This is a genomic window from Jejuia pallidilutea (assembly GCF_002973595.1).
GTDB classification, from domain to species: Bacteria; Bacteroidota; Bacteroidia; order Flavobacteriales; family Flavobacteriaceae; genus Jejuia; species Jejuia pallidilutea.
Map to the genome: position 1 here is coordinate 302,050 of NZ_PVEO01000005.1, position 14,301 is coordinate 316,350.

The window sequence follows — 14,301 nt, forward strand, 5'->3', positions numbered from 1 at the left end:
TTAAAAAATGGAAAGCTCGCTAACACATGATTTTGAATCAGTTAAATTTTGGACCAATAATGGTATTTTATTTTGCCAATTTACTGGCAATAATACCAACTGTACCCTTAACGAAAAAAACGCTGCTAAATACATAGATGCCGTAAAAGAAGTAACTCAAGGAAAGCCTATGCCATTTTTAGTAGATATTAGAAATTCTGTTGGGAATTTTTCAATTCCAGCAGCAAAATTAATAGCTAGTAGCCCCATTTTAAAAAAGATTAGAATTAGCGAAGCTTTTATTGTTAATAGTATAAACGGGAAAATTTTAATTTTTTCGTACAAGAGAATATTTGAACCAAAAACACCATCTAGAGTTTTTAATAACATGAAAGATGCCTTACAATTTTGTGAGGATACAAAAAAAGATTTTTTATGCAAGCCCCAATAACCAAAGAAGAACTTTTTAAGATAGAAAAAAGTAAATTATTAACAGCATTAGACCAAAACTTAACCATTTCCATCACCGATAAATTCGGACGTATTACTTATGCAAACGATAGTTTTTGTAAATTAATAGGTGTTAAAGCGCAAAATATTGTTGGAGAAACCAACCATCTACTAAAATCTAGACTCCACAAAGATGAGTTGTATAAAAATTTGTGGCAAACTATTCTTAAAAGTCAGCCATGGAAAGGTGTACTTTACCACAAGCTTTCAGCCAACAAAGTATTATGGCTACATACAACCATAACTCCTTTTAAAGATGAAAACGGAGCGGAAACCAAATACCTAGCCGTATACAATAACATTACAGATTATTGTAATATTAAGTTTTCAGACAATGTTAAAGAAGTTAAACAAAAAGCCCTATTAAAAAAAATATCTGGCTCTATTCTACCCATTAACGATAGAGGAAAGATAATAAATGCAACGGATGAATTTTATGAGGACGAACATCATTTAATTTCAGGGGCTTATATATTCGATTTTATTGATACAGAATACCATGCGGGTATAAAATCTGTTATTAAAAAAGTTTTTGCCAAAGGCAAACCGAGCCAATACCAGTTCAAAACTCATTTTAAAAATGAAAATAAGGCCTTATATATTTTAGAAATTTATCCAGTTTTTAATGCCTCCAATAATGTGGTTTTCGCAAATGTTTCAATTCAAAAACAAGCAGTAGACCTAGAGATTATTAGCGAATTAAAAGGTATTGAAACCAAGTATAGTAGCATTTTTCAGTCTATTAACGTTGGAATTATTGTAGTTACAGACAGTAAGGGCAATATAATTGAATGGAACAAAGGTGCGGAAGCAGCGTTTTGTTATTCTGAATCTGAGGTTTTAGGAAAATCGTTAACCATACTCATGTCTGAAAAGCGAACAAAACACAGCGTTAAAAAGTTATTGCGCGTAAAAGATAAGTTGCACCAAACAAACGAAGGAGAAACCATTGAGATGATTGGGCTGAAGAAAAACGGAGAGGAGTTTCCTGTACAATTTGCAGTAAGCAGCTGGTATTGCGAAAAGGAAAGATACTATTGCGCCATTATGCTGGACATTTCGAAGCGCAAGCATCTAGAAAATAAATTAAAACAAAAAACAAAAGACTTAGAATTGTTTTTGTACCGATCTTCTCACGATTTAAAAGCGCCATTAACTTCTGCCGAAGGCTTGCTAAATCTTATCAAAGAAGAAAAAAATGAAGAACGCATTATGTTTTTAATAGACATGCTTAGCTCTAGTTTAAAAACAGGAAAACTATTACTGGATGGTTTAGCCTTTACCTCTTCTATTTCTAAAAAGAAAAGACAGGTTTCTAAAATAGATTTTAAAACTAAAATAGATAAGATTATAGATACTTTAAGAGGTTTAGAAAACTTTAATGCCATTAATTTCGACATTAAAACACAACAAAACACTCCTTTTTATTCCAATAAAGAGCTGTTGCAGTCTGTGTTTCAAAATCTCATTCAAAATGCCATTAACTACAGTAAGCCAAAATCTGAAAATTTTATCCCTACTATAAAAATACATGTGGCACAACAACCAAATGAAGTTCATATTTCAGTTTCTGATAATGGATTTGGCATAAGCAAACTATATTTAAATAAAATTTTTGAGCTTTATTACAGATCGCCCAATCAAGATGTTCAAGGCACTGGTTTAGGGCTTTACATTGTTAAGAGTATTGTTGAGGATTTAAATGGCAAAATTACCGTGAGCAGTAAATTACACCACGGTACTACTTTTAACGTAATAATCCCAAATACACCAAAACCCTAAGGAATGATTTCTAATATTATGATTATTGACGACAGTAAAATAGATCTGTTTGTGCATCAAAGAATTATTGAAAAATTTAACCCTAAAATTAAGGTTAACAGCTATAGCAACCCCTTATCTGCTTTACATTTTATAGAAGTAGCAAGTACAGATAACAACCTTAAAACTAAATCTTTACCAGATATTATCCTGTTAGATGTTAATATGCCCGAAATGAATGGTTTTGAATTTATAGCACATTTAAAAAAAATGGGAGTTAATTTTACAAAGCAAATAGAGGTTTTTATGCTTTCCTCATCACGTTATTTCAAAGACATTCATAAAGCAAAAAAAAATAGTTGTTGCTCTGGTTACATTTCTAAACCACTAACAATAGAAAAACTAAAAGGAATTGAAAAGCAAGCTCTTTATAAAAACAGTAATGCAGTAACCCAATTTTTTTTAAGTCTGGTTTAAGTCTAAAACCTTAAAATTTAGGATATAACATTTACAGAAACCAGTGCCTTAATATTTCCAGCAATGCAATTTCTAGAACTGTAGAATTGGCTCCTAAAGATTTATATTGAAATTTGGTAACAACGCTTAAAGGGTACAGGAACAACTTGTATTATAGTGTTTTCGCTTAACTTAAATATAAAAATAACTATTAGTTACCAAAACATAATGGATAAACCAACCAATAAAAAAATTGTATTAAATGTATGTTAGTAACATTCATGATAATTCAATTGTTTCGTGTTAATTATTAAAGGGCTTCAACATTGTTGAGGCTCTTTTTTTTATCAAAACCCATAGTTAAAAAAAATAATTTTAAGCCTGCTTTTTCTTTATCAGCATACGCTTAATTTCATTGAGTTTCATGAGCGCTTCTACTGGTGTAAGTGTATCAATATCAGTGTGTAAAATTTCATCTTTAATATTTTCCAAAAGTGGGTCGTCTAAATTAAAGAAGCTCAATTGTAAATCGTTATCTATAGTTTTTACCTTATCGGTGAGTTCTTCGCTAGAATGCGATTTTTCTAATTTTTCTAAAATTTTATTAGCTCTACGCAATACTTGTTGTGGCATGCCGGCCATTTTAGCCACATGGATGCCAAAACTATGTGCGCTTCCACCTTCAACCAGTTTTCTTAAAAACAACACATTATCCTTTAACTCTTTTACCGATACGTTAAAGTTTTTAATACGCTTAAAAGTTTCACTCATTTCATTGAGCTCATGGTAATGTGTTGCAAACAACGTTTTTGGTTTTGCAGGGTGTTCATGCAAATATTCGCTAATGGCCCAAGCAATGGAAATACCATCATAGGTACTGGTACCCCTTCCTATTTCATCAAGCAATACTAAACTTCTATCGGAAATATTATTTAAAATAGAAGCCGTTTCGTTCATTTCTACCATAAACGTAGATTCGCCCATAGATATATTATCGCTCGCGCCTACCCTTGTGAAAATTTTATCTACCAAACCTATTCGTGCAGATTCGGCAGGCACAAAACTACCTATTTGAGCCAACAGTACAATTAAAGCTGTTTGACGCAAAATTGCCGATTTACCAGACATATTTGGGCCGGTAATCATAATAATTTGCTGGGTTTCCCTATCTAAAAACACATCGTTGGCAATATAGGCTTCCCCTAAAGGTAATTGTTTTTCGATAACGGGATGACGCCCATTTTTTATTTCTAAATCAAAAGAATCATCAAGCTTTGGGTAAATATAGTTATTGTCTTTTGCCAGTTGCGCAAAACCGCACAAGCAATCTAATTGCCCAATTAAATACGCGTTTTGTTGTACTGCTTTAATATACTGGTTCATCCAACCTACCAATTCTGAAAACAGTTGCTGTTCAATACTTAAAATACGTTCTTCAGCACCCAATATTTTAGCTTCGTACTCTTTAAGCTCTTCAGTAATATAACGTTCCGCACTTACCAAAGTTTGCTTACGAATCCACGCTTCGGGCACTTTATCTTTATGGGTATTGCGCACTTCAATATAATACCCAAACACATTGTTGGAAGCTATTTTAAGCGATGTAATGCCGGTACGCTCGCTTTCGCGTTCCAACATATTATCTAAATAATCTTTTCCAGATTTTGAAAGGTTTCTAAGCTCATCCAATTCCGAAGAAAACCCTGCAGCAATAGTATTGCCTTTTAATACATTAACTGGTGCATCTTCATTTAAGGTCTGCTTAATTTTTTCGCGAAGCACCTCGCAACTTTGTAAATTATCGCCAATAATTCTCAGTGATTCATTTTTAGAATTTGACGCTAAACTTTTTATGGGCACAATAGCTTCCAAAGAGTTTTTAAGTTGAATAACCTCTCGCGGATTTACCTTGCCTGTAGCGGTTTTAGAAATTAAGCGCTCTAAATCGCCAATATGTTTTATATGATTTTGAATTTTTTGAAGGACTGTACTTTCTTCTGTTAAAAAATGCACTACTTCGTGTCGTTGCTTAATTTTTTCAACGTTTTTTAAAGGTAATGCCAACCAACGTTTGAGCAATCTGCCACCCATGGGCGAAATGGTTTTGTCAATAACATTTAAAAGCGTTACCGCATTGTTGTTTGTAGAATGGTAAAGCTCTAAATTTCTGATGGTAAACTTATCCATCCACACATAATCGTCTTCTGCTATTCTAGAAATAGAAGTAATGTGTTGTAATTTGTGGTGCTGGGTTTCGCCCAAATAATGTAAAATTGAACCTGAAGCTATAATACCTTCATATAAATCTTCAACACCAAAGCCCTTTAAAGTTTTTGTATTAAAGTGCTTAATTAGGGTTTCGTAGGCATAATCGGTTTGATATACCCAATTTTCTAAATAAAACGTATGGAAATCGTTGCCAAAAGTCTCGTTAAAGAGCGTTCGCTTTTGTTTAGAGACCAATACTTCACTAGGGCTAAAATTTTGGAGCAACTTATCAATATATTCTGCATTGCCTTGAGAGGTTAAAAACTCGCCCGTAGAAATATCTAAAAAAGAGATCCCAATATATTTTTTATCGAAATATACCGAACACAAAAAATTGTTGGATTTAGAGACCAAGACCTCATCATTCAAGGCTACTCCTGGAGTTACCAATTCGGTTACGCCACGTTTTACAATGGTTTTGGTTTGTTTGGGATCTTCCAATTGGTCGCAAATAGCAACACGCTCGCCTGCTTTTACCAGCTTTGGCAAATAGGTGTTTAAGGAATGGTGCGGAAATCCAGCCAGTTCGGTTTCACTCTCGCTACCCGCTCCACGTTTGGTTAAAATAATACCCAAAATGCCTGCAGCCTTTACAGCATCACTCCCAAAAGTTTCGTAAAAATCGCCCACACGAAACAGCAATAAAGCATCGGGATACTTTGCCTTAATAGCATTGTACTGTTTCATTAACGGGGTTTCTTTTTTTGCTTTTTTAGCCAAGGGTAATGTGATTTATAAATGTTATTTTTGCTCCCGAAAGCTTTCGGGATAGCATGCAATGTACTATTAATTTCATGTTTTTTGAAGTTGATATTTTAGAAGTTATCTACAATAAACCAAAGATTTCAACAATAACTTGTCATTCAAAACGAGGTGAAGCATCCAAATACCAAAAGATGTTTCCTTTACGCCCAGCATGACATTAGAGCTTAAAAAAGTGAGAAAATTAAAAAATAGTGAATTAAACAGGCTAAATGTTGAGGCGTTTAAAGCTGCCAAAAAAACACCTATTATTATTATTCTTGATAACATTAGAAGTTTAAACAACATAGGCTCGGTATTTAGAACGAGTGATGCCTTTTTAGTCGAAAAAATTTACCTCTGTGGCATAACGGCTACACCACCGCATAAAGACATCCATAAAACCGCTTTGGGAAGTACCGATACCGTAGCTTGGGAATATGTAAAAAACACATTAGACTTAGTTGAGAAATTAAAAACCGAAAACATTAAAATATGTGCCATAGAGCAAGCCGAAAATGCCACCATGCTTAACGACTTTGCACCCAAACCACAAACCACCTACGCCCTAGTTTTTGGCAATGAGGTAAAAGGTGTGTCGCAAAATGTTGTTAACGCTAGTGATGAAGTTATAGAAATTCCACAATTTGGAACAAAACATTCTTTGAATATCTCGGTAAGTTGCGGGGTAGTAGTATGGGATTTATTCAGTAAATTAGAGCCTTAAAGTATATTAAAATATGAAACTTAAATTTATTTTTTCGCTACTTACAATTTCACTATTGCTATTGGGCTGTAAGGATAAGCAATATATTCCTATTGAGTACCTCTCAATGGAATTATCACCAAACAAGCAAGAGCAGCAACTTACTATTTTAAACAATGAAATTAAAGGCGTTACCAGCGAGCATATTGCCATTACTAGCAACATTACTAAAAAGGTAGAGCTTAAAGAAGGTTACAAAACTATTTATTTATTTATAAAAGGATATGGCAACCTAACCTCGGGAGATAGTATTTATAGTATCGTCCCCGAAACCATTATGCTCCCTAATACCGTTGAAGATATTTCGTTTAAACCTGTTGAAAACGATACGCTCCATTATTTAAAAATATCTGTTTTACAAACCGAACTGGATAAAGAAGACATAAAAACGTTTCCTACAGAAAACACCAATAGTATTTACTTTAAAAAATTCACCGATTGCAAACCGTATACTGAACCTATTAAAAGTCCGCAAACAACAAGTAGAACTATTCTACCCAACAAATACATCCCAAGAGTGGCTATGGGCACCGTTAAAACTATTGGTCCAGATGCTGTAGGCGCCCACGAACATGCTATGTTAGAGCAATTGTTTTTAGGACTCGCCAACAACCAAACCATAGTATACGCAGACGATGCACAGGTAAATTTCCCAGAATATTCGCTGCTTCACATTCCAAGAGGTTCAAGTCATTCTGTAAGCGTAAATGCCGATAATGAAATGTATTATGTTTGGATGGATTTTTTCGTAGATAAAGATGGTGAAGAATGGCTAAAAACCCATAACACAGTAGACGAGTAGCACATCTTTTTTTGGCAGGCAAAACAAAACATAAGAAACCTTGGCCTACAAAAGCTGTGATGGATCAAATTTACGAACAACACCTCTGGGGTGGCGTAGCGTTTGATTTTTATTCTGGTTTTGGCTCACATAACCCTGAAATTACAGCCCCGTATTTAGAGGCTGTAACCAGCTTTTTAAAAGCTTTCCAAAAGCCCTTGGCCGTATGCGATTTAGGCTGTGGCGATTTTAATATTGGTAAACACCTTGCAATACATACAGACACCTATGTTGCTATTGATATAGTTGAAAAGCTCATTACAAGAAATAAAAAACTATTTAATATTGAAGGGTTAGAGTTTTGCTGTTTAGATATAGCAAAAGACGAACTTCCGGCTGCCGATTGTGCAATACTAAGGCAAGTGTTACAGCACCTTTCTAATGCGGAAATTAAACAGGTGGTAAAAAAACTAGTAAAATACAAATACCTTATTGTAACAGAACACATACCACTGGGCAATTTTACACCAAATAAAGACATTATTTCCGGACAAGGCATTCGGTTAAAACAAAATAGCGGTGTAAATATTCTAGAAGCGCCTTTTAATTTGAAAATTAAAGAAAAAAAAACACTCAACGCATATGTTTTGCAACATAATAAAGGGCGTATTGTAACTACATTGTACAGATTTTAAACAAGCAATTTAACTTGATTATAAATCTAGCAACATATAAATCCCCTTATTTACTGAATATGAAATATTAAAATAACTTTTCGTTATATTGATAACCCCAGCCTATAATCACTCTCCACAAATCTCCCCCAAAACCCATAAATAATCACTTCTGTTTTCCACAAAATCCCTATCGGAAACATCAATAATTTTTACATTAAAATCTTTTTGGGTTTTTAAAAACTCTAAATAGCCGGTATTTATTTTTTCCAGATAATCATCGGCGATATTTTGCTCATAATCGCGTCCGCGTTTTTTAATATTTTGTTGCAAACGCTCAGTGTTTTGGTATAAGTAAATATACAATTCTGGTTTTGCAATGTCCTTGTACATTAAATAGAAGAGTTTGCGGTAGAGGTTAAACTCATCTTCGTGTAAGGTAATTTTCGAAAAAATAAGCGATTTAAAAATATCGTAATCACTTACAATAAAATCCTTAAACAAATCGAGTTGCGATAAATCGTCTGAAATTTGCTGGTACCTATCTGCCAAAAAACTCATTTCTAATGTAAATGCATACCTGTTGGCATCTTGATAAAATTTTGGTAAAAACGGGTTGTCTGCAAAACGCTCTAAAATAAGTTTTGCATTAAAATCGTGGGATAATTTAGTAGCTAAACTTGTTTTTCCTGCACCAATATTACCTTCTATGGCAATATAGTTGTATTTTGAGAAATCGTAGGTTCTACTTGGATTTTTTAACCAAATATTAATAGGCTCTAAAACCGAATTATCTTTACATTCGCTCAATAAAGTAGCCACATTTTTATGTAATTCTGGGTGTATGCTTTTAGATGCTATGTCGCTTAAAGGCTTTAAAACAAACTTTCGTTTTTGCATTTCTGGGTGCGGTACTTGTAGTGTTTGGGTATTAATAACGGCATTCTCGGCAAAAATAATATCCAAATCTATAGTTCTGGATTCGTAACCTTGATTTTGGGTACGGGTTCGCCCTAAATCCGCTTCAATGTTCAATAAGGTTTTTAAAACGTGTTGTGGTTGCAAACAACTTTCTAAAACCAAGCAACAATTTAAAAAATCGTCTGCCGATGCTTCAGGGTTAAAACCAAATGCAGGAGTTTTATACACTTTAGAAATTAGCTTTACAGCACCTATATGTTGGTAAATTGCATTAACAGCCTGTTGTAAGTTTTTAAACTTATCGCCTTTATTACTGCCTAAAGCTATATGGTAGGTTGTTGGTTTTATCATGAGAGAGCAAATTAATAAAAAGTAAATGGATTGGTTTATATTTATAATGATGATTTTTTTAGAATTGTTCCCGGTGTCCCGCAGTTTCTAAAATCTTAAGGTGGCAAGAACTTAAACTGACACCTAAAAGATTAAATTTATCCTTAAATATTTATTACAAGTACTTTCTCGTATAGCAACAGATAAAATTTGTAGCAAGATGCACGTACCTTACCAAACCCAACCTTTTTGTTCTTATATTTGAAAAAAAGGTTCTCGTTACGCTACTTATACCTCGTAGCATTCGAAATAACAAAAAACTATACATGACTTTAAAAAACAAACTAGCTGCCCAACGTATTTACATACTTTTAGGTGGTTTATTCATTACATCGTTGGTAGTTTCAAACCTAATTTTTCAAAAGTTTTTTTATTGGTACCCGTTTAATGTTGAAGTTTTTGGCAGTAAACTGTTTGAGATTTCCGTTGGTATACTACCCTATCCTATCACTTTTTTAATTACCGATTTAATAAGTGAAATTTATGGTAAAAAACGCGCTAACGATGTGGTGGTGGTTGGTATTTTTGCATCTTTATTTTCTCTTTTAATAATCTATACCGCAGCCAATGTTCCGGCCACATCTTGGTCTTACATTAACGATAATTTGTTTCGCAAAGTTTTTGGCAATTCGGCAATAGCCGTATTTGCAAGTATGCTCACCTACCTATTTGCACAGTTTGTAGACATTCAAATTTACCATTTCTGGAAACGCCTTACTAAGGGCAAACACCTTTGGCTTAGAAATAATTTCTCTACTTGGTTTTCGCAATTTGTAGACACATTTACCATAGTGTTTTTATTATGCGCTTTTGGAATTATAGATTGGGCCAATTTTAAAGGCCTATTGGTTAGCGGCTTTCTCTTTAAGGTTTTTGTGGCTATTTTAGATACGCCTTTACTCTATTTGGGTGTTTACCTTTTTAAAAAACGTTTTAACTTAAAAGTTAACGAAGAAATAGATTTACTATAAGAACCTATTTTAACCTTTAGCATTTTACTGGAAATAGAGTGCGTTTAAATAAACTTTAAACCAAATGTGTTAATCTTTCTGCGACCTAGGGTAAATTTTTACTAAACTTTTTAGTTTATTAATCCACAAATACAAACACTCACGTATATTTATAAAAACACTTTTTTATGCGCAAAGCTTTAAAAATTATAGGAATTACATTACTCATCATTTTAGCACTTCTAGTGGCTATTCCATTTGCTTTTCAAGGGCAAATACAAAATATTGTAAAACGCTATATAAACCAAAACCTTAATGCAAAAGTTGCCTTTAGTAACGTAAGCTTAAGTTTTATTAGAAGCTTCCCGCAAGCCCATGTAAGCGTTAACGACTTGGTAATTACTAATTTTGAACCATTTAAGGACGAAACTTTTGCCACTGCAAAAGATATTTCGTTTACCATGAGTATTAACGAATTATTTAAAACCGCAAGCGAGGAACCCATTGTAGTAAATTCCATTACTGTAGATGAAGCGCTGCTAACCTTAAAAACCGATAAGTTTGGTAATAACAATTACGATATTACCAAAGCAACAGAAGCAGAAACAACTACTGAAGAAAGTACAGGTTTTACATTTGATATTAAAGATTATAATATAAAAAACAGTGCTTTTATGTATGTAGATGAAGGCGCTAATATCACAATAAATGTTACCGAACTAAACCACGAAGGTCACGGTACATTTTCTGCTGAAACTTCGGAATTAGATACTAAAAGTATAGCCAACGTAAGCATTACTTTAGACAGTACAAACTACTTAAATAACAACCCCATAAAACTAGATGCCCTAATTGGTTTAAATTTAGAAACCCAAACATATACATTTAAGGAAAATAAAGGGTTTATTAACGACTTACCTTTAGAATTTGAAGGGTTTGTGCAACTTGTAGAAAACGGACAGTTAATTGATATTACTTTTGAAAATCCAGAATCTGATTTTAAAAATTTTCTTGCCGTAATACCAAAAACTTACTCAAAAAACATTGAAAACGTAGAAACTTCGGGCGATTTTAAGGTAAAAGGCATCATAAAAGGGTTAAGTTCTGAGGAAACCATTCCTAATTTAGACATTAGTATTACATCAAACAACGCAGCTTTTAAATATCCAGATTTACCAAAACGCGTTAGTAACATTGCTATAGATACGCGTATTAAAAATGAAACTGGAAATATAGACGATACATACATAGCTATTAAAGCCCTAAACTTTAAAATTGATGAAGATGTTTTTAAATCATCAGCTACTTTAAAAAACCTTACAAAAAACATGTTGGTAAATGCTAATATTGACGGTGTTTTAAATTTAGCAAACATTACAAAAGTATATCCAGTAGAATTAGAAAACACACTCTCAGGTATTTTAAAAGGCAAGTTAACAACGTCTTTTGATATGAACGCTTTAGAAACCAATGCCTACGAGCGCATAAAAAACAATGGTTTTGTTAGTATTACAGACGTTGTATTCTCTTCGGAAGATATTGTGAACCCAATACACATTTCTACTGCTAACGTGAGTTTTAACCCTGGCACCGTTTCGCTAGAAACCCTTAAAGCCAAAACAGGCGAAAGTGATTTTAGCGCTACCGGAACCATTAATAATCTTCTTGGTTTTTTACTAAGCAACAATACCTTAAAGGGTAATTTTAACGTAAACTCCAACCTTTTTAAGGTAAGCGATTTTATGACCGCAGAGCAAACCGCAACAGAAAACAAAACCACCAACGATACAGAGTCGTTAAAAATCCCTTCCTTTTTAGATTGTACCCTAAATGCCAATGCGCAAACTGTGGCTTACGATAATTTAAACCTAAAGAATGTTACGGGAACACTTTTTATTAAAGACCAAACCGCAATGCTTAAAAATATGACGTCTACTATTTTTAATGGGGTATTAAATGTTTCTGGCAATGTGTCTACCAAAGAAAATACACCCGTGTTTAATTTAAGTTTAAATGCCAATGGTTTTGATATTGCGCAATCGTTTAAAGATTTAGAGTTATTTCAAAATTTAGCACCTATAGCAAAACTGCTTCAAGGGAAATTGAATACTAGTTTGAGTTTTTCTGGGGCTTTAGACAAAGAGTTTTCTCCAATTATGAATTCTATTTCTGGAGATGCCATTGCAGAATTATTAGCAACCAGAATTGGCAGCAACCAAAGTGAGCTAATGAACAAACTCGAAGCATCATTAGATTTTCTTGATTTTGACAAACTAGACTTAAAAGATGTAAAAACGAAACTAGAGTTTGCCGACGGAAAAGTTGCCGTAAAACCATTCAATTTTAAGTATAAGGATATTGAAGTTGAAGTATCTGGCGCCCACGGCTTTGACAAAACACTTAATTACAATGCCGTTTTTAATGTTCCTGCCAAATATTTAGGAAGCGAAGTAAATAGACTTATCGGCAAAATTAACGATGCTGAGGTAAACACGCTTACTATTCCCGTAACTGCTAATATTTCTGGCGTTTTTACAAGCCCTACGGTAAAAACCGATTTAACCAGTGGTGTAAAAAATTTAACAAACCAGCTCTTAGAAATTCAAAAGCAAAAGCTACTTAACCAAGGCAAGGATAAGGTGAAGGATTTAATTGGTGATGTTATTGGCAGCAACAAAACAAAAACCGATTCTATAAAACAACAACAAGATAACACTGTAAAGAATGTGCTTAACGACATTATAAAGTCTAAAAAAACACAAGATTCTACAACAACCGACGGTACCAAATCTACCGAAAAAGTTATAAAAAATGTATTGGGCGGTTTATTAGGCAAGAACAAAAAAGAAAAGGATACTGTTAAGTAAGGCTAGATTTTAATAAAGTAAGGTATTTTACAAAAAGTCCTAAATTTTTGGAAGACCATAGTGTTTTGCAAACATGCCCGCGTTAGCGATTGCAGTGGTTAGCTTTTGCCGTGAGGCTAGAGTTGTGGGAAGGCAAAACTATGAACGTAAAGCGCGACCCGCAGGGGAACGCCCAACTAAAAACACTTTTTTATAAAAATTACTTAAAAACGTTAAAAAATGAGCGTTTTTCGTTAAAATGTGAGCGTTTTTGAATAAAAATGAGTGTTTTTGTTGGATTTCCCGATTTTTCCATTAGGTTGTAGCTATGTATAATCCTAAAATAGAGTTTTAAAACTTATGAGGCAATTAAAGATTACAAAGCAAATTACCAACAGAGCATCTAAATCGCTAGATAAATACCTACAAGATATTAGTAAGATATCGATGATTACCGCTGATGAAGAGGTAGATTTGGCACAACGCATTAAACAAGGCGACCAAAAAGCGTTAGATAAACTGGTTAAGGCTAATTTAAGATTTGTAGTTTCGGTAGCTAAACAATACCAAAATCAAGGATTATCATTATCTGACCTTATTAACGAAGGCAATGCAGGACTGGTGAAAGCGGCAAAACGTTTTGATGAAACTAGAGGCTTTAAGTTTATTTCTTATGCGGTTTGGTGGATTCGTCAATCTATTCTTCAAGCTTTGGCTCAACAATCTCGAATAGTAAGATTGCCTTTAAACAAAATTGGCTCTATTAGTAAAATTAACAAAGCGTATTCGTACTTAGAGCAAACGCACGAGAGGGCTCCAAGCGCGCACGAAATTGCAAATAATTTAGATTTGTCGGTTTCCAATGTTAAGCAATCCATGAAGGTATCGACGAAGTCGGTCTCAATGGACGCACCTTTTAGAGAAGGAGAAACCTCTAATTTATATGATGTTATAAAATCTGAAGAATCACCAAGACCCGATGCCGATTTAATTAAAAACTCTCTTACCCTAGAAGTAAATAGAGCTTTAGAAACCCTATCGGACAAGGAAGAGCAAGTTATTCGCCATTTTTATGGCATTAGCGTAAAGCACCCCAAAAGCCTTCAAGAAATTGGCGATGCTTTTGGCTTAACACGAGAGCGCGTAAGACAAATTAGAGAAAAAGGTATACGCAAATTGCGCCATACCTCTAAAAATAAAGTATTAAAAACGTATTTAGGATAACCAAAAAAACTAAGGCTTTAATAATTAGGTTTTA

General features: G+C 33.7%; 11 protein-coding genes. 9 read left to right on the forward strand and 2 right to left on the reverse strand.

Annotated elements, in window-relative coordinates:
• Positions 1-7 precede the first annotated feature (7 nt).
• Genes CLV33_RS10375 through CLV33_RS10385 form a run of 3 tightly spaced genes read left to right on the forward strand, consistent with a single transcriptional unit; the run spans position 8 to position 2,727 of the window.
• Complete coding sequence (locus CLV33_RS10375) at positions 8-430, forward strand: DUF7793 family protein (RefSeq protein ID WP_105473846.1); 423 nt, start codon at positions 8-10, stop codon at positions 428-430.
• Positions 415-2,271: a PAS domain S-box protein gene (locus CLV33_RS10380; RefSeq protein ID WP_105473847.1), complete on the forward strand. Its 1,857-nt coding sequence runs from the start codon at positions 415-417 to the stop codon at positions 2,269-2,271. Before CLV33_RS10375 ends, CLV33_RS10380 begins: the two co-directional genes overlap by 16 nt.
• A gap of 3 nt (positions 2,272-2,274) precedes the next feature.
• Entirely contained in the window at positions 2,275-2,727 is a 453-nt protein-coding gene (locus tag CLV33_RS10385; protein ID WP_105473848.1) for a response regulator, read from the forward strand.
• 354 nt (positions 2,728-3,081) lie between these two features.
• On the opposite strand, the gene mutS is transcribed toward CLV33_RS10385, so the two are convergent.
• A complete protein-coding gene (gene mutS / locus CLV33_RS10390; RefSeq protein WP_105473849.1) occupies positions 3,082-5,694 on the reverse strand; it encodes a DNA mismatch repair protein MutS in 2,613 nt (870 codons plus the stop codon).
• Positions 5,695-5,911: 217 nt separating this feature from the next.
• Here mutS and CLV33_RS10395 point away from each other — a divergent pair, with 217 nt between their 5' ends.
• Genes CLV33_RS10395 through CLV33_RS10405 form a run of 3 tightly spaced genes read left to right on the forward strand, consistent with a single transcriptional unit; the run spans position 5,912 to position 7,957 of the window.
• A complete protein-coding gene (locus CLV33_RS10395; protein WP_105473907.1) occupies positions 5,912-6,442 on the forward strand; it encodes an RNA methyltransferase in 531 nt (176 codons plus the stop codon).
• 13 nt (positions 6,443-6,455) lie between these two features.
• Positions 6,456-7,283 carry a cupin domain-containing protein gene (locus CLV33_RS10400; RefSeq protein ID WP_105473850.1) on the forward strand — a complete coding sequence of 276 codons (828 nt, stop codon included), beginning with the start codon at positions 6,456-6,458 and terminating at the stop codon, positions 7,281-7,283.
• A 59-nt stretch (positions 7,284-7,342) separates the two neighbouring features.
• Entirely contained in the window at positions 7,343-7,957 is a 615-nt protein-coding gene (locus tag CLV33_RS10405; protein ID WP_105473908.1) for a class I SAM-dependent methyltransferase, read from the forward strand.
• A gap of 108 nt (positions 7,958-8,065) precedes the next feature.
• Here CLV33_RS10405 and folK read toward each other — a convergent pair whose 3' ends face one another.
• Positions 8,066-9,208 carry a 2-amino-4-hydroxy-6-hydroxymethyldihydropteridine diphosphokinase gene (folK, locus tag CLV33_RS10410; protein WP_105473851.1) on the reverse strand — a complete coding sequence of 381 codons (1,143 nt, stop codon included), beginning with the start codon at positions 9,206-9,208 and terminating at the stop codon, positions 8,066-8,068.
• Positions 9,209-9,513: 305 nt separating this feature from the next.
• Here folK and CLV33_RS10415 point away from each other — a divergent pair, with 305 nt between their 5' ends.
• The 3 genes from CLV33_RS10415 (at position 9,514) to CLV33_RS10425 (ending at position 14,267) form a co-directional block, all read left to right on the forward strand.
• Entirely contained in the window at positions 9,514-10,218 is a 705-nt protein-coding gene (locus tag CLV33_RS10415; protein WP_105473852.1) for a queuosine precursor transporter, read from the forward strand.
• A gap of 167 nt (positions 10,219-10,385) precedes the next feature.
• Complete coding sequence (locus CLV33_RS10420) at positions 10,386-13,064, forward strand: AsmA family protein (RefSeq protein WP_105473853.1); 2,679 nt, start codon at positions 10,386-10,388, stop codon at positions 13,062-13,064.
• Positions 13,065-13,403: 339 nt separating this feature from the next.
• A complete protein-coding gene (locus CLV33_RS10425) occupies positions 13,404-14,267 on the forward strand; it encodes a sigma-70 family RNA polymerase sigma factor (RefSeq protein WP_045371035.1) in 864 nt (287 codons plus the stop codon).
• Positions 14,268-14,301: the final 34 nt, after the last annotated feature.